Below are 18,374 nucleotides of genomic sequence, written 5' to 3'. Positions count from 1 at the left end.
AATTTTTTTTCCGTTGAAGCAGCAGCCGCCACGGTGGCCGCGCAGCTTATTCCCCCAGCACAATCTTTTCCGTCCGGACCTTCCCGCCAATGGTTGCCACGCAAAGGTACACGCCAGCAGGAAGGGTGGAAAGGGGAAGGGGGAAGGCATGAGTTCCGGCGGGAAGCTCACCGGCAAACACCGTTGTGGAAATATCCCCCACGGAGTTGACCAGATGGATCGTCGCGCTGGTTGCGGTTGCGGTGCGGAGCCGGGCAAAGGCTTGGCCCACCGCCGGGTTCGGGGCGATTGCGAACGATTCGGCGGCGGGGTTGCTGCCGGTCCCGCTTGGTCCGGTTAGCCGCGTCCATCGGGCAAAGTGGCTGCTGGGTTTGAAGCCAGCAATGGAGAAATTTCCGCCGGCATACAAGGCTTGGTTGGTGGCCGCAAGGGCATAGACCGTTGGGAGCGCGCCGCTTAGCCCGGTCCCAAGCGTGGTCCAAGTTTCGCCATCCCAAATGGCGATGTAGTTGGCCGGGCGCCCGCCGGCAAGGCTGAATTCGCCACCAACGTACAAGCCGCCGCGCGCGGGGGCAATCGCCCGAACGGAGGTCCCTGCTCCACCTTCGGAAACGCCGCCGGCCATTGGCAACCATTCGGTCCCGCCAAGCCGGGCAATGCCGTTGACCACCATTGTTCCGGAGCTGCTGAAACTTCCGCCAGCATACAGGTCGCCAAGAAAGAAGGTGAGGGCATAGACGGAGGAGTCGAACCCCGCGCCAACTTGGTTCCAATCATTTCCATTCCAACTGGCAATGTGCGCGGCGGGGATTCCACCGGCGTTTGTGAACTCACCCCCGGCAAACACTTGGCCCGCCCGAACGGCCACGGCATTCACCCTGCTGTTGAACCCGCCGGCCATTGCGGACCAGCGGCTGTTGGCAATGTTCCAGCGGGCAATGTTCGCGGCTGCGGTTCCGCCGGCACTGCTGAAATTTCCGCCAACGTACAGGTCGGTTCCGTCGGTGGCAAGCGCGTGGACGCTTCCGTTGGTTCCGCCGCCGGCTTCGTGCCACGTCTGGGTTGCGACGTCGAACCAGGCGATGTTGGGGGAATAGACGTTCCCTGCATAGTTGAACTCACCGCCAACATAAATCCGCCCATCGTGGACCGCCACCGCATGGACCGGGCCATCAACTCCGGTGGAAAGGTGCTGCCATTCGGTCCCGTCCCATTGGCCGATATGGCCAATCATCCGGCTTCCGGCCACCGTGAACCGCCCGCCGGCAATGATGGTGTTCCCCAGCGAGGCCATTGCGTAGATATGGTCGTTGGTTCCGTTGTTGACCGGGTTGCGGAAGGAACTCCATGCGGTCCCATCCCATGCTGCCAGATAATCAACCGGAAGGGAGTCGGCAAGGGTGAAGGATCCGCCAACGCAGATTCGTTCGTCGCACGGGGCAATGGCATAGACGGTATCGTTCACGCCGTTGCCAACCTGGCTCCATTTTCCGCTGGCTTCAAGCTGGGCGATGTAGCGTGCCGGGCGGTTCCCCGCCACGGTGAATCGCCCGCCGGCATAAAGGGTGAAGCCCTTGCTTGCCAGGGTATAGACCCGGTCGTTCACGCCGCCGGAAACCGCGCGCCAGCCGGGGTTCCGAAGGTTCCATTGGGCGATGTAGAGTATCAGGTCATCATCGGCAAGGGTGAATAATCCGCCAGCGTAAAGGTCATCGCCAATCAGGGCAAGGGCGCGGACTTCTTGATTCATCCCTTTCCCCAGCGATGACCATTCCTGGGTTGAGTGCCGCCAACGCGCCACCATCGAAGCAGGGTTATCGCCGGCTTGGGTGAAGTTCCCGCCAACAAAAAGGTCATCGCCATTCAGGATGATGGAATAGACGGTTCCATTCACCCCATCCCCCACCGGATGCCACGTTCCGGTGCGGGCATCGTAGCGGGCGATGTTGCGCGCCGCAACGTTTCCCGCCGTTGTGAACCGCCCGCCAACGTACACATCGCTGCCGTTGACCACGATGGAGTGGATGGTGGTGGCCACCCCGCCGCTTACTCCGCCGGCCAGCGGCAGCCATTCGCCGCCGTCCCAGCGGGCGATTCGCGCCGCGCCCACCCCGTCAATGGCCGTGAAATTTCCGCCGGCGTAAACATCCACGCCGTTTGCAGCAAGGGCAAGAATTGAGCCGTTCGCGCTGCTGTTGGCCCCGTTCCCCAGGATTGACCAGCTTCCGTTGTTCCAGGCGGCCACGTAGTTCGTCTGCCCGATTTCGCTGGCGAACTGCCCGGCCACGTAGGTGTTGCAGGCGTTGTTGGCAATGGCCAGCACCAGCCCCCCAACGCCGTTCCAGCTGAAATTGCCATCCCAAAATTGATTGTCCTCCCCAGGCTGGGCCGCAGCCTGGCGAGCGAAGGCCAGCAGAAGCAAGCCAAAAAGAAGAAGGCGTGGAAGGAGTGGGCTATGGTTCATCGGATGGAAATCGGATGGAAAACGATTGGAACAGGATCGCGCTGCCGCAATGCCGGAGTTTGTGAAAGGAATCGGGGAGAAATATAGCACCATCAGGGCGACCTTTGGATCAACGGGTAGCCGTCCCGACCTCCGTCGGGATTGATAAAAGGTCTTTAGCCTTCGGCGTTATCTGGCTGGCTCAAAGACTGGGCCCCGATAAAGATCGGGGCCGCTACCTTCGGGTGATTGGGTAGCCGTCCCGACCTCCGTCGGGATTGATAAAAGGTCTTTAGCCTTCGGCGTTATCTGGCTGGCTCAAAGACTGGGCCCCGATAAAGATCGGGGCCGCTACCTTTCAGTGACTGGGCCCCGATAAAGATCGGAGCCGCTACCCTTCAGTGACTGAGTCCCGACAACGGTCGGGGCCGCTACCCCTCTGGCGCAAATTGAAGACCCGAGGGAAGGGGGAAGGGTTACAGAAATGGACCCCGCCGAAACGATCGTAAATTTCCCGAAATATCCCAAACAACAAGGCCGAGGCATTTCTGCTTCGGCCTTGCGTTCTCCTCCCTCTCGTGAATGTTCTGCCGTGCCTTACCGTCCGCCGGAAATCCTCAGGCGAATCTCGATTCCCACTTTTGTGGTGCTTCGGCTGATCTCGCGCGAGCCTTCGTCGTCGGGGATGGTGGCATCGTAGCTGATGAACGCCAACCCATCCACCGCGTTACTGATGGAGTAGCGGACGCTTGGGCGGAAGCTGATTTTCGTGGAGCCGTTGTTGTTCCCCTCCGGCTTGAAGTCCGTTAGATTGAACCGCTTCCGGTTATTGCGCGAGTAGGTGAAGTTGGTTTGGAACTCAATCTCGTTCTGCAACTTCAACCCAAACAGCGGGAAGCTGAAGCCCCGTTTCCGGTAGTTCAGTTGCAGGGCCGCCTCGTTCTTCACCTCCTTGCTGATCTCCGAACGGGCCGCCGTCACCAGCACAAAATCGGTGGTGGTGTTGTAGCTGATGGACCCGGTTGCGCTGCCGCCAAACACCTCATCTTTTCCCGTCAGGTTCAGCTGCGCCAGTGGCGAGAACCCCCGCGTGACGGTCTGCGTCTCGGGGATTTCACCATCGGGCGTGACGCGGTAGTTGTAGGTGAACTTCCCGGTGTAGGTGTGCCGCAGCGATGCGCTTGCCAGCCATCCTTCAAAGAAGGGGAGCTTCTCCAACCCGTTCCATGTGAACTGCCAGTTGACGCGGGGAAGATATTTCCCGAGGTTCCCCGGCAGCCAGTTCAACGCCTCCAACTGCTCCTCGAATGTCTCCGACAGGATGGAGGTGATCCGCTTGTTGTAGGCCACCAATGCTTGGCCGTAGGCGATGGAGTCGGCCCCGGTTGGGTTTGCGGGAAGCTGCGGGAGGGGGACCTCACCCTTCCGCCGTGCGTACTCATCCACAACGCCTTCGATGTCGTTATCGAACGCGCTGAAGATGAACCAATCGGGCAAGCTGAGGTAGCTGCGGGAGCGGTTGAATGTTGAAAGCACGTCGCCCCGGGTCACGATCCCGTCGCCGTCGGTGGTGATGGTGGTGTTCTGGTTGTAGCCCCACTTGGTGTTCCAATTCAGAATAAGCGATGTCCCGGGCCACAGGCCCCGCTGCGTCCTTCCCTCAAGGCTGTTCTCCTGCGTGAACTGGTCCTGCACGTAGATGTTCGGCGCGCGCAATCCATCCTCCTGCTCCACGCTGATAAATGGAAATGCGGACTTCAATCCGAAGTTGAGTTTGGCGTGGGGGTCCTGGGTTAAGCCAAGCTGGTAGGCGGTTCCCGGGCCGAAGTTTGGCGACTCGGAGCGGAAGAAAAGGGACCGCCCCCAGAAGTTGGAGATACCGGTTGCCCCCAGCACCCCATCGTTCTTGCTGCTGTTGTTTTGGGTGTAGGTGATTGAAAGACGATCGAACTCCAGGAACGGAATTTTTATCAGGTAGCGGAGCACCGATGCAAGGGTGCTTTCGCTGGCGGTGTCGGGCAGCCCGTTGGGGGGCGTGCCCCATAAGGTGTTGCCGATCTGCTTCAGCGGGAACTCGAAGCCCACCCTGTGCAATGCTGTTCCAGTTGGCACGCTTGGTGAAGCTGCCGGTGGTGATCGTTGGGTTCAGCTGATCTTGCCAGCCGTAATCAACTTTGTAGGATAATGCGTTCAGATACGGAATGCGCGGGCGGCCATTGAAGTTGAACACCTGCTTCATCTCATAATCGCGCCCAAAATTGAACAACCGCCCGTCGTTGAAGAACAGGTCCCCGGCAATGTCGCCGCCGGAGCGTTGTTTGCCGTCGGAGCCGATCTCGAGATCGGTCAGCGAGCCATACACATCCAGGTTGTACTCGGCACTGACATTCAGCAATCCGTTGTCGGTGATTGGCCAGCGGAAGTTGGCGTTGCGGAAGGTTCCGAACTCCCGAATCACCGGGCTTGGGCTTTCCAGCCCGCGAAGTTGCTCGGTGGTGCGGCCCCGCGTCACGTCGGTTTTAAGGGTGAGGCTGGTGGGGAGCAGGTTGATCTTGTAATCTTTGAAGAAGCTGAGCACCGGAACATCGGTTAGGAAGGTCAGCGGCTTCACGTCGAAGTTTTGGGGGATGCTGGTGCTGTACTGGCCACGGAATTTCCATTGCCATTCGAACCGTTGCTCGATCAGCGGGGTGCGGCTGCGCGTTTGGTTGTAATCGTAGCCGAACTGGAAGCGGTTGAAGATGTCGCGAACGTACCAAACATTCCCCGGGAATTGCGGGGTGATGTTGGAGAATCCGAACGCATCCTGCACAACCAGCGTTTGGGTGGAGGTCCGCAGGCTGTCGGCGCGGCGTTGCGCGGCAACGGGGTCCGCCCCGCCATCGCTGACGATCCGCTCGGCAGCGGCCTCAACTTCAACATCCGATTCGCTGACGTAGCGCGGCTTCTCGATCTTCTCAACGTGGTTGTAGGTGAAGGGGATTTTGGTCCCTTTCAGCGCGTCGGGCATGAACTTATCGAACGCAAGGCTGATGTTGGTTGCGTGGTTTGTGGCCTCCACACGGTTCCCGAACCGGTCCTCCAAACGGTGGAAGTTCGGGTTGGTCCGGCTGAAGTTGTAGTTGATGGTTCCCAGGTCGGCAAGTTTTGTGTTGGCTTGGAAGGTTGCGGCCCAATCGGTCTCATCCTCGGCCTCCACCGCGCGAAGTTCATCCACCCACATCGTTGTGGTCAATGCTCCCGGGTAGGCGCTGTTCTCCACCCCGAAGGCGATAAACTGGATGCGCGTCAGCGAGGGCATTCCGCGCAGCGCGAACCGCGCCGTTGGCTGCCCAGGAACCGGGAAGAACTGCACCCCGCCAACGGTGGTTGCCGCCTGCTGCTTGATTGCGGCAAGGTCGCCAAAGTCAACGGTGTATTCGTGCCAGTCGCGAAGCAGCGGCACGCGGTACTCGTAGTAGTTGGTGCTGTCCCAGCCGAACCGGATGAACGCCACCACTTTTGCCGGCTGCCCCGATTCTTGGTCGGCATCCATGTCGCCGCTTCCGTGAAGGAAGAATCGCATCTTCTTGTAGTTGAACATATCGAACGCACGGGGGCGGACCCGCACCGCCGCGCGCGATTCGCCACGCTCCAAATCTTGCACCCGCACGGCCAGCGATTGCTCGTTCTTCAGAATGTCGGTGCTGTACTCACGTTCGCGCTCCACCCCGGGCGGAACGGTGTAGAAATCGGGAGGACCGCTGTTGTCCTCAAGGTTCACGAACGAGACATCGAGCTTCGGGTCGCGGGTGCTGTCGCCAATGGCGATGTCGGCATTGCGCCAATCGCTTCCCACCAGGTTGAACTCCGCAAACCGAATCCGCGCCCGCGACGGGCTTTTAACAATCACCCGCGCAAACTGCACGTTGCTGAACGACGGGTTCCCAACTTTCTGGAACCCGGTCCGCAGCGGGATTCGGTATTGCCGCCAGCCGTTCGGGTTGTCGCCGCCGCCAACAATCTGCGGGTTGCGGGTGGGGTCGTTGTCCAGGTTGATCTTGTAGCGGAAATAGCTGTTGTCAAGGTCCAGGCTTTTGTTGCCGTTCAGGTCCTCGGCATCGGGGAATGGACCGCTTTCGCGCCCCACGTTGTTCTCCAATCCGTTCACCCTGCGGTAATCTTCCCAGAAGGTGCTGCCGTACTTGTCGAACTGGAAGTTGTCGCGTGCGGGGTCGGTCTCGTTCCCGTCGAACTTGGCGCGTTCGGCTTCGTCGTTCAGGCGGTCAATCCCAACGTCCTCGCCATCGTTCAGCACGTCATCTTGCTGCGGATTGTTGGCGGTTGCGCCATCCTCGGTGTCCAAATCCAAATTGGGGATCACATCCTCGCTGATCTGCCCCAGGTCCAGATAGACCTCGGTGCTGTTCGGGTCGAACTCATCGGCCCTGAGCGTGATCTCGATGTAATCAATATTCTCCTCGTTCAAATTGGTGGTGAAGAAGGAGAGGCTGCGCATCATTCCGCCCCATGTTTTGTCGCGCGGGACGTTGTTCTCGTAGTTCAGATTTGGGTTGTAGATGCCGCGAATGTCCGGCTCGATCACCACATCCAGAATGGAGGTTTTTTGGGAGTAGGTTCCAACGTCGCGGTTTGGCCAGATGTTTTTCACATCCTCGTTGGCCGGCTGGCGGTTGTACCAGTAAAAGAGCGAGCGGTTTTTCACGCGAGCGGTGTCGTCGCCGCCAAGCGCGGGGTCCAGCGGCGCGCTGGAGTGGTGCCACAGCGTGTAGTTGATCCCAAGCTGAATCTGCCGCTTGGCTCCCGATTCAAAATCATCAATGTACGCGGCCCCTTTTCCGGCATCGCTCTGGACCAAACTTTCCTTGTTGTTCGGGTTGCTGACGATTGCGGCAACCTCACCCCCAATCTTGATGTTGGAGGCTTCGGTGGTGCTGAAAAATGGGAGCGCGTCAATCGCTTTTGTCAGGAACGGGGCGCGGAAATCCACCCAGCCATCGAACCCGACGGCAAGGTTCGTGACCGGCTCTTCGCCGCTGTAGATCTGGACCTTGTTGGTGGGGAGCGATTGGCTGTATTGCATCAGCGTCATCCCCAATTTCGACTTGATGTTCCGCTTGTTCAGCAGGTCATAATCGGCCCGCAACCCAAGCAGAGTTTTTTGGGCGATCGTGAAGAAGTCGTTCTGCTCGAACTCCACTTGGATGTTCCCGGTCGCGCTGTTGGCTTTTGGGGAAAGGAGCGTCACCTCGCCGAAGACTTCATCCACGCGGTAATCCAGCCCCTCGGTCAGCATCTCGCCATTGGCGGAAACTTTGATGGAGTTCCGCGCAAGGTTGAAGACCCCCAGGTTGATTTTGTTCCCACCGCTTCCGGCAATCTCGCCGCCAATCGTGTAGCGGCCAACGCGGGTGTCCTGCTGCTGGGCTTCCTCGCGTGTCTGGTCGTAGATGGAGTTGATAACGAACTGCTCGGCATTCCCCGATAGCTTCGGCGACTCGCGCAAGCCTTTGCGGAACGGCTCGGTGCTGGGGAAGGTGATCTCCCCCCGTGTGGGGTCAAAGAAATATGGCGTGCGGATGTCGAACTCGCCATCGGGGACCGATTGGTTCGAACTGTTCGTGCGGTCCACCCCCAACACCTCCACAAGGCGTGGGTTGCCGCTCACCTTCAGGACCTCGTTGGTGTCGGGTGGGATGCCGTAGGTGATGGTGATTTTGGAGTTGCCCAGGTCAATGTTCCGGACCCCTTGCAGCTGGTAGATGTTTTTCATCTGCCGTGTCCACAAGGTTTTGAAGCCTGGCTGAAGGTTGCTGACGTAGATCAGCCGAAGCACGCCAACCTCGGTCGAGTCGCTGCGGGTGTTGCTGAACTCGCCGTAGGTTCCCCGCCCGCTGGTCTTGAATGCCACGGCGTAGATTTTATCCCGCTGCAGCGTTTTAATCGTCAAGGTTCCAAGCTGGCGGTCGTATTCAAAATGCTTCCCTTGCTCCAGCTTGATAAACGAAGCCGGTTGGACCTCGCCGGAAACAGTGTTCGCGCTCAGCTGCCGGAACGACGCATCGTACCGCCCGCTTGGACCAACCGGAGGAAGGTCCGCGTACGCAATGGCCTTGAACTGCGACGGAATCGAACCATCCTTCACCTGCTCATAGACCTCGATGTCGGTCAGGTTCCATGGGGCCATGTCGGGCGTGGCCGCTGGCGGCTGGTTGGCATAGTAACGGTCGTAGAAATTCCGGTAGGCGGTGTCCAGCCAGAAGTGGTTGGGGGCGTAGTCGTAGGGCTTCAGCGAGATTCGGGTTTTCACCGACCCGCCGCTGACGCTGACGGTTTTCCGCTCGCCCCGTTTTTGCGAGACCAACGCCGTCAGGAACAGCTTCCCAAATTTGAAACTGGACTTCACCCCAAACAGGGCTTGCGCGCTTCCCACCAACTGGCTTGGCGTTTGCAAACTGACGTTCCCGGCCTCAACCGACTGGATGATGTCGTCGTCGCTTGCCGGGCCGCCGCCAAAACTGATCTTCAGCTGGTTCTCGATATCCAACGCCCGCTGCGTGTCGAAGTCGGCGTTCAGCTTCAGTTTATCCCCCACCTTTCCGCTAACCGCCACCTGGATATTCTGGTTGAAAAACGGAGCCGACTGCGTGGTCCCCAGCGCGTTGATGCTGGTCAGGTTGTTGTTGTCCCATTGCCACCCCGCGCTCACGTTCACGCTGCCGTTCACGTTGATGCTGACCGTTGGCTCCCCAAAAATGGAGAAGAGGGGGTTTTGCGGGATCGGGATTTTTATCTCCTTCGGCAATCCAACAATGTCGGCAAGGTCTTTCTCTTTGGTGGTGGTGTCGGGGGATTTCGCGCTGGCCAGTGCCGCGCTATCCACCGAGTAGCGTTTCAGCCGCTGGTCCCACATCTGGCGTTCCAACGCTTTCTGCCGCTCGGCAATGTATTGATCTAGAGTAAGGGTAAGTGGCTGGCCAATCGGCTGGCCGAACAGGGTTTCGCGAATCCGCACAAGGTTTTCAACCGAGTCGAATTCAACAAAATGCTTGTAGGCTTCAAACGGGAATGGGTCCGTGAAGGGTGAGCTTGGCGTGCGTGGGGCAATCGTTGTTGGCGTGGCGGCATGCCCGGTGGTGTCCTGTGCGTCGGCCGGGGTGGCAGCGGCAAGGAGCATCAGCGATGCAACAAGGCGAAGGAACCAAGCGGTTCGTTGAATATCGGTCAAGGCAGTACCCATTGTTCAAAGCAACAGCCCAATGGCATCCCCCGGAAAAAGGGAGCACACGGCTTTGGTAGAGATAAAAAAGCTGGCAAATATGAAGCGAAGCCCCGTGACAGGCAACAACCCAAGTCATCTCGGAATGTTAGCTGGGACCCACGGAAGTACGCTGCCGGCTTGGTTTGTAACGGGTACTGGCTTGTTCGATACGTTGACTGAATTGGTTGAACCAACGGAACCACAGGAAACGGCTGCAATGATATGCCGACTTCCTCGGTCGAGCAAGGGAAAAAAATCTGGATGTTGAAGTTGGTGGTGGTTCTTGGGCCGGTGGATTGCTGTTGCCGCACCCCGCCACGCTGGCTCCCCTCCATCTGGCTCTGTGCGAAATTCGCGCTACTGGCTTTTTACCCTTGCGCTCGCTTCGCTCACGTTCTATCTTCGCAGCACCTACCTACTTCTGCGCTTGGGTTAGGTGGCGATTGCAGCTCCCGCTGGGTCGCCATCCATTCGTTCGATCAGTTTCTCTTCCCGTTGAACCCATGAACAGCAGATCACACTTTCCGGCGATTGCTTCCTTACTCTTCCTTTTGCTTGCCACTTCCTCGCCAGCGTTGGGGCAATCACGGGACATTCGTTTATCGTACGATCCGTGGCAACCGGTGCTTCCGGCAGAGGCGTTAATCCAGTCCGGGGCGGAATCTGGCGGGTGGACGCTGGCGGTGTTCGGGACAACGGAGTGGGTGGGCGACAGCATCGTTCCGGTGCTGATGATGCAGTTGCTGAAGGACACAGCGTTATCGGGTCCGCAGCAGAAGTTGACGAGCGAGGAAGCTCGTCCGTCGGGGTATGTTCAAGTGGTTGTTGTTGGGGAGCGATTTCTGGTGTTTTGGCGGGATCGCCGTGGGGGCGACACCTCAATCTGGATGCGGACAGTGGATCGGGATGGGAAGCTGGGGCCGGAGCGGAAGCAGAGCGATTGGGTATTGCCTGAGCGAGGAGTAATCGTGCTGCAAACCGGAAGAGTCACACAGTTGATCTGGAACGACACGAGCGCGGGTGGGAGGATTCTGAGGCAAGGGATAGATAGCCTTGGTTATCCGACGAAGGAGTTTGAAGTTTTGGATAGCGGTCGGGCTTCTGGGGTTATGGGGCCGTTTGAGAATAGAGTAAGAGCAGTTCTGCGTGTGAACGCCCCTCCGATACTGCTCGACAACGGAGGGACTAAAATTGATGATGCAGGGTGGAAGGAGAAATTCAAAGATCGGTGGCATCTCAGCCGGGATGGAGCGGTGACGACGGTTCATGGTGACACGCTGTTATTGGTGTACCGGAACATTTTGGATATGCTTCCTGAGCAGGCCATTGGGCTTCAAATTGGGGAGAAGTTCTGTCCGAACTCAGTGTTTCCCTATCAACATGGATATGATTCTTTGGGGGTGATATATGTAAGGGGTGAAGGAGGGTTGTATGGATCAGGCCAACTCATTCTGATTTCTATGGTTAAAGCAACTGTTGCTCCAAGTGGAAAAGCCAGTAACCCTATTGTAATGGCAAGTTACCCCATCCCTGGGGTATCACCATCGGATCATATTCAATTTCACGTAAAAAATTCAAAGGAAGTTTACTGGGATGGTTTTTGTAGATACTTTTTTGCTATTTATTATGTGCAATGGTCTTATTGGAAAGGAGGTTATAGTGAAAGTGGGTTCTATGATAAATCCTTTTTATGTTTTGCTCATGAAAAGCAATCAGCTGTGGTTGATTCAAATAAGATTAATGAATATCAACAAATCGCCCTGAATATCAATAATGATAAAGTCATTACCCATCGAATCGTTGGTGCAAACCGCTGGTTAAGCAATATCCAAGTTGATATTGGCGATACGACGGTCGTGCTGTCGGCTAAGGTGGCATTGTCTCGAAAAAACATTGCCGAAGAAAATCCTGGATTAACCATAAGCCCCAACGGTAATACAATCGTTGGTTGGGTTAGCAGGGGGCTTGATACCACTGTTGGGCTTGTTCCGTGGAAGGTAGATAATGACACTTCAGTTGTGCCACCATTAATTCTAAGAGGTTCGCGGTTAATTGGAACAACGATTATGCAGTCTGGAAATCGTTTTGTCGCTGCACAAATGCAATATTGGTTTGAAACAACGTCACAAGACAGGACTCTGCTCCGTCGCCGCTGCCACCTATATTTCCCAACGGATTCAGCATGGATTACGCCCGCTGGCATTGATAGCACTACCCCACTTACCGATGCTGAAGTGCTATCATGGAATCAACATCCAGAAACAGGCGATTTCTTTATCCAGCTCGGTTTTAGAGATTACGACCCTATGTATCCTCAGCACGTTGTGGTTATTAGCAACGATGCACAACGTGTGTGGAGTATCCAAAATCCTCTAACACCGGGCTCAATACCTCAAATTGTCCCTGTCTCTAACAACCGTTTCTTCCTCGTAGATCACGAGAAATTCATCGTACAAACGGAAGACTCGGTTATCCGCCTTCAAAAAATGCCACCGAACGAATCCTATGCTGCCATAAGATTATTAGGTTCATATTTTCTTCGTTGGACTACAAAAGGCCTTTTTCAACGATTCAGTTTCACGGAAGATGGCGTGGTGAAATTGGTTGATTCGGTAACTATTCAACGAGGCAGCGCAGAATTTAATGGGATGTACGTTGTCCAGAATCCGCAAGACTCAGGTTTTGCAATACTCCTGCCAAGCGCGAAGAATGGAGTTTGGATGCTGACGATGAACAAGCATTTACGGCAAGTCACGCCGCTGACCCGCATTGGTGGGTCGGATACACTAACAACCACGCCGCGAGCGATTTTCCGTGGTGATTCCCTCTATGTGGTCTGGATAGACCACCGCAACGGTGTGGCGGATGTGTACGGGACGGTAGTTCGTCCGCAAACGGTGCTTGCGGTACGGGAGCCAATAGAGGCAAGCCAGCAGGGGATAACGATCATTCCGAACCCTGCGGTTGGTGAGGCACGGGTTGTTGTTGGTGGTGCAAGGTCGGGCGATCGCTTGGTGGTGGTGCGTGAGGTTACGGGTCGTGAGGTGGCACGGTCGGTGATTCGTTCGGGAGGGGTGGATGGGGTGATAGACGTTAGCGGCATCGCCGCCGGCGCGTACCTGGTGAATGTGGCGGGCGAAGTGGGCGGTGCGTTGTTGATTGTGGAGGAGTAACGGCAGACCGACTCCCTTCTTCTTCTGGCGATTGCTTGTTGGCTCGCCATCCGTTCAGATCGTATCTCACAAACTCTTCCCGTTGAACCCATGAACAGCAGATCACACTTTCCGGCGATTGCTTCCTTACTCTTCCTTTTGCTTGCCACTTCCACGCCAGTGCTGGGGCAATCACGGGACATTCGTTTATCGTACGATCCGTGGCAACCGGTGCTTCCGGCAGAGGCGTTAATCCAGTCCGGGGCGGAATCTGGCGGGTGGACGTTGGCAGTGTTTGGGACAACGGAGTGGCTGGGCGACAGCATCGTTCCGGTGCTGATGATGCAGTTGCTGAAGGACACGGCGTTATCGGGTCCGCAGCAGAAGCTGACGAGCGAGGAATCTCGTCCGTCGGGGTATGTTCGAGTTGTGGTTGTTGGGGAGCGATTTCTGGTGTTTTGGCGGGATCGCCGTGGGGGCGACACCTCAATCTGGATGCGGACAGTGGATCGGGATGGGAAGCTGGGGCCGGAGCGGAAGCAGAGCGATTGGGTATTGCCTGAGCGAGGAGTAATCGTGCTGCAAACCGGAAGAGTCACACAGTTGATCTGGAACGACACGAGCGCGGGTGGGAGGATTCTGAGGCAAGGGATAGATAGCCTTGGTTATCCGACGAAGGAGTTTGAAGTTTTGGATAGCGGTCGGGCTTCTGGGGTTATGGGGCCGTTTGAGAATAGAGTAAGAGCAGTTCTGCGTGTGAACGCCCCTCCGATACTGCTCGACAACGGAGGGACTAAAATTGATGATGCAGGGTGGAAGGAGAAATTCAAAGATCGGTGGCATCTCAGCCGGGATGGAGCGGTGACGACGGTTCATAGTGACACGCTATTGTTAGTGTACCGGAACATTTTGGATATGCTTCCTGAGCAGATAATTCGGCTTCAAATTGGGGAGGAATTCTGTCCGAACTCAGTGTTTCCCTATCAACGTGGATATGATTCTTTGGGGGTGATATATGCGAGTGGTAGTCGAAGGCTTCAAGGGAGCGGCAAACTCCGTATCTCTGTGGTTAAGGCGACTGTTGCTCCAAGTGGAAAAACCAGCAATCCTACTATAACGGCAAGTTATGAAGTTGACAATTTATCCCACTTACAAACCACTACTTTTTTTGCAATGGGTGCAAAGGAAGTTTATTGGGATGGTTTTTGTAGATATTTTTTTGCTATTTATCACGTGGTAGAGACTTATTGGAAAGGGGGGTGTGATCATAAGCAGGATTATGATAAATCCTTATTATGTTTTTTTCATGAAAAGCAATCAGCCATGGTTGATGCAAATAAGATTAATGAATATCAACAAATCGCCCTGAATATTAATCATAAAATTATTACACGTCGGATTGTTGGTGAGAACCGCTTGTTAAGCAATATCCAAGTTGATATTGGCGATACGACGGTCGTGCTGTCGGCTAAGGTGGCGTTGTTGCGAAAAAGCATTGCCGAAGAGAATCCTGGCTTAACCATAAGCCCCAGCGGTAATGCAATCGTTGGTTGGGTTGGCAGGGGGCTTGATACCACTGTTGGGCTTGTTCCGTGGAAGGTAGATAATGACACTTCAGTTGTGCCATCATTAATTCTAAGAGGTTCGCGGTTAATTGGAACAACGATTATGCAGTCTGGAAATCGTTTTGTCGCTGCACAAATGCAATATTGGTTTGAAACAACACCACAAGGCCACACTTGGCTTCGTCGCCATGGCCACCTATATTTCCCAACGGATTCAGCATGGATTACGCCCGCTGGCATTGATAGCACTATCCCACTTACTGATGTTGAGGTGCTATCATGGAACCAGCATCCAGAAACAGGCGACTTCTTTATCCAGCTCGGTTCTAGAGATAATCCTCCTGTGTACTCTCAGCACGTTGTGGTTATTGGGAACGATGCACAACGTGTGTGGAGTATCCAAAATCCTCCAACATCAGGTTCAATACCTCAAATTGTCCCTGTCTCTAATAATCGTTTCTTCCTCATAGACCATGAGAATTTCATCGTAGAAACGGAAGACTCGGTAATTCATTTTCAAAAAATACTACCGCATGAGCCTTATGCTGCCATAAGATTATTAGGTTCATATTTTCTTCGTTGGACTACAAAAGGCCTTTTTCAACGATTCAGTTTCACGGAAGATGGCGTGGTGAAATTGGTTGATTCGGTAACTATTCAACGAGGCAGCGCAGAATTTAATGGGATGTACGTTGTCCAGAATCCGCAAGACTCAGGTTTTGCAATACTCCTGCCAAGCGCGAAGAATGGAGTTTGGATGCTGACGATGAACAAGCATTTACGGCAAGTCACGCCGCTGACCCGCATTGGTGGGTCGGATACACTAACAACCACGCCGCGAGCGATTTTCCGTGGTGATTCCTCTATGTGGTCTGGATAGACCACCGCAACGGTGTGGCGGATGTGTACGGGACGGTAGTTCGTCCGCAAACGGTGCTTGCGGTACGGGATCCAATAGAGGCAAGCCAGCAGGGGATAACGATTATTCCGAACCCTGCGGTTGGTGAGGCACGGGTTGTTGTTGGTGGTGCAAGGTCGGGCGATCGCTTGGTGGTGGTGCGTGAGGTTACGGGTCGTGAGGTGGCACGGTCGGTGATTCGTTCGGGAGGGGTGGATGGGGTGATAGACGTTAGCGGCATCGCCGCCGGCGCGTACCTGGTGAATGTGGCGGGCGAAGTGGGCGGTGCGTTGTTGATTGTGGAGGAGTAACGGCACGAAGGTCAAAGAGTATCCCCAGAAGCAATGGAACTAACAAATACTGACCACTGATTGCTGGCGGTTAGTAATACATTGCGGGAAACGATTACTTGCCGAATTATGCCGTACAACTTCACCGAAATTGAGCAACGCTGGCAGCATTACTGGTTGCAGCAGGGGACGTTCCGCACCGACGTTCAGGACCACAGCCGCCCGAAATACTACATCCTGGATATGTTCCCCTATCCTTCCGGCGATGGCCTGCATATCGGCCACCCGGAGGGCTACACCGCCACCGATATTATCGCCCGCTACAAGCGTCACTGCGGGTTCAACGTGCTTCACCCGATGGGCTGGGATGCGTTCGGCCTTCCTGCCGAGCAGTACGCCATGAAGACCAACGTCCACCCGCGCATCACCACCGAACGGAACATCAACAACTTCCGCCGCCAGCTGCAGGCGATTGGCTTCAGCTACGATTGGGAGCGCGAAGTGAACACCACCGACCCGGCCTACTACCGCTGGACCCAATGGATATTCCTCACCCTGTATGATACTTGGTTCGATTACCGCGCAAACCGTGGCCGCCCAATCGGCACGCTGATTGAAGAATTCCAACGCGACGGCTGCGCCAACATTGACTGCACCCGCTACTGCGGCGACGACGCTTGCTGCTTCACCGCCGCCGGCTGGAACGCCATGACCCCGCTGGAACAGCAATCCGTCCTGGCAAATTTCCGCATGGTCTATGAGGCTGAAATTCCCGTGAACTGGTGCGAGGGCTTGGGCTCGGTGCTGGCAAATGAGGAGGTTGATGAATGGGTGGAGAAAGGCTACACCGTGGAGCGCCGCCCGATGCGCCAATGGATGATGCGGATCACCGCCTACGCCGACCGCCTGTTGGATGGATTGGAAGGGCTTGATTGGCCAGCCAGCACCCTGCAAATGCAGCGCGAGTGGATTGGCCGCTCCACCGGAGCCGAGATCACCTTTGCCACCGAATCTGGGGAGCCGCTGAAAGTCTTCACCACGCGTGCCGATACCTTGTTCGGCGTCACCTTCCTGACGCTGGCCCCGGAGCATCCATTGGTTCCATCGCTCACCAGCGATAGCCAGCGTGATGTTGTGGAGGCATATCGCCACCAGGCGTCGTTGAAAAGTGAGCTTGACCGCCAAGCCAGCGACGAAAAAACTGGGGTGTTTACCGGAAGCTATGCCCTCCATCCCGCCAGCGGCGTGCGTGTCCCGATCTGGATTGGCGATTACGTCCTTGCCAGCTACGGAACCGGGGCGGTGATGGGCGTTCCCGCCCACGACGAGCGCGACTTCGTCTTTGCAAGCAAGTTCGGGCTGCCGGTGGTTGCGGTGATTGCTCCGCCAAGCGACCATCCCAACTACGCGGCAGTGATGGCCGGAACCGCCTGCTTCACCGAGCCTGGAACAATGGTCAACTCCGGCCAGTTCGATGGGCTGGAATCAACCGCTGGGAAGGAAGCCGTTACCGCGCATCTTGCCCAGCATGGGAAGGCTCGCGCCACGGTCCAGTACAAACAGCGCGACTGGCTGTTCAGCCGCCAGCGCTACTGGGGCGAGCCGATTCCGCTGGTTCGATACCAGAACGGGATCATCGAGCCGCTCTCCGCAACAGAGCTTCCATTGCGGCTGCCGGAGATCGAGGAGTTCAAGCCTTCCGGCTCAACCGAGTCCCCGTTGGCGTTGGCAACCGATTGGCTAACGGTGGAGCATCCCGAGCACGGGATTGGCCGCCGCGAAACCAACACCATGCCGCAGTGGGGGGGAAGCTGCTGGTACTACCTTCGCTACATTGACCCAACCAACGGCAGCTTCGCGGTGGACCCTGAGTTGGAGAAGTATTGGATGCCGGTTGATCTCTACATCGGCGGGGGGGAACACGCGGTGCTTCATCTTCTGTACGCTCGGTTCTGGCACAAAGTCCTGTTCGATCTTGGCCACACCAGCACCGACGAACCGTTCCAACGGCTGATTCACCAGGGATTGATCTTGGGGGAGGATGGGCAGAAGATGTCGAAGTCTCGAGGGAACGTCATCAACCCCGACACGGTGATTGCCGAAGCCGGAGCCGATTCCTTGCGGTTGTTCGAGATGTTCATGGGACCGTTGGAGATGGTGAAGCCGTGGTCCACGAAAGGGATTGAAGGGGTGCGCCGATTCCTGAACCGTGCTTGGCGGATGGTGGTGGGGGATGAGGAGGTCAACAACCTTGCCGTCATCAGCGACCGTGCGATGACCCCGGAAGAGGAGCGCACGCTGCACGCGACCATCAAGAAAGTGACGGAGGATATTGAGGGGATTCGGCTGAACACGGCAATCAGCGCGCTGATGGTGTTTGTCAACGAGTTCATCGGCTTGGAAGAAAAACCGCGCCAGGCAATGGAAGCGTTTGTTGTGATGCTTTCGCCGCTGGCTCCGCACATTGCCGAAGAGATGTGGCAGAAATTAGGCCATGAAGGAACCGTGGCCTACCAACCCTGGCCGTTGTACGACGAATCAAAAATTGCTACGAACGAGGTGGAGATTGTTTTGCAAGTCAACAGCAAGATCAAGGGGAAGATGATTGTGCCGGCGGGAACCGAGCCGAACACGCTTGAGCAATCCGCGCTTGCCCACGACGCAGTCAGGGAATTGATTGAAGGGAAAACCGTCCGCAAAATCATAGCAGTGAAGGATAAGCTGGTGAACGTGATTGCGGGATAAATGGGGGATAACAAAAAAAG

7 protein-coding genes are annotated in these 18,374 nt (G+C 56.2%); 4 read left to right on the top strand and 3 right to left on the bottom strand.

The genetic code is table 11. The features are described from left to right. Positions 1–46: 46 nt before the first annotated feature. From IPM61_00525 to sprA, 3 genes are all read right to left on the bottom strand, one after another. Positions 47–2,464 carry a T9SS type A sorting domain-containing protein gene (locus tag IPM61_00525; GenBank protein ID MBK8909791.1) on the bottom strand — a complete coding sequence of 806 codons (2,418 nt, stop codon included), beginning with the start codon at positions 2,462–2,464 and terminating at the stop codon, positions 47–49. A 576-nt stretch (positions 2,465–3,040) separates the two neighbouring features. Then, a complete protein-coding gene (locus tag IPM61_00520; protein MBK8909790.1) occupies positions 3,041–4,204 on the bottom strand; it encodes a hypothetical protein in 1,164 nt (387 codons plus the stop codon). After that, positions 4,104–9,671, bottom strand: a complete 5,568-nt coding sequence (gene sprA, locus IPM61_00515) for a cell surface protein SprA (GenBank protein MBK8909789.1) — start codon at positions 9,669–9,671, stop codon at positions 4,104–4,106. Before sprA ends, IPM61_00520 begins: the two co-directional genes overlap by 101 nt. Positions 9,672–10,207: 536 nt before the next feature. Here sprA and IPM61_00510 point away from each other — a divergent pair. The 4 genes from IPM61_00510 to IPM61_00495 all read left to right on the top strand — a co-directional run bounded on the left by IPM61_00510 (position 10,208) and on the right by IPM61_00495 (position 18,354). Further along, positions 10,208–12,877 carry a hypothetical protein gene (locus IPM61_00510; GenBank protein ID MBK8909788.1) on the top strand — a complete coding sequence of 890 codons (2,670 nt, stop codon included), beginning with the start codon at positions 10,208–10,210 and terminating at the stop codon, positions 12,875–12,877. Between the two features lie 90 nt (positions 12,878–12,967). Continuing rightward, on the top strand, positions 12,968–15,301 hold the full coding sequence (locus IPM61_00505; protein ID MBK8909787.1) for a hypothetical protein: 2,334 nt from the start codon (positions 12,968–12,970) through the stop codon (positions 15,299–15,301). Continuing rightward, a complete protein-coding gene (locus IPM61_00500; GenBank protein MBK8909786.1) occupies positions 15,289–15,630 on the top strand; it encodes a hypothetical protein in 342 nt (113 codons plus the stop codon). The genes IPM61_00505 and IPM61_00500 overlap by 13 nt, the downstream gene beginning before the upstream one ends. A gap of 108 nt (positions 15,631–15,738) precedes the next feature. Beyond that, complete coding sequence (locus IPM61_00495) at positions 15,739–18,354, top strand: leucine--tRNA ligase (GenBank protein MBK8909785.1); 2,616 nt, start codon at positions 15,739–15,741, stop codon at positions 18,352–18,354. Positions 18,355–18,374 lie beyond the last annotated feature (20 nt).

This window comes from Chlorobiota bacterium (assembly GCA_016710285.1).
In the GTDB taxonomy this organism is placed as follows: Bacteria; Bacteroidota; Ignavibacteria; order OLB7; family OLB7; genus OLB7.
This window is presented reverse-complemented; position numbering and strand designations above follow the sequence as displayed.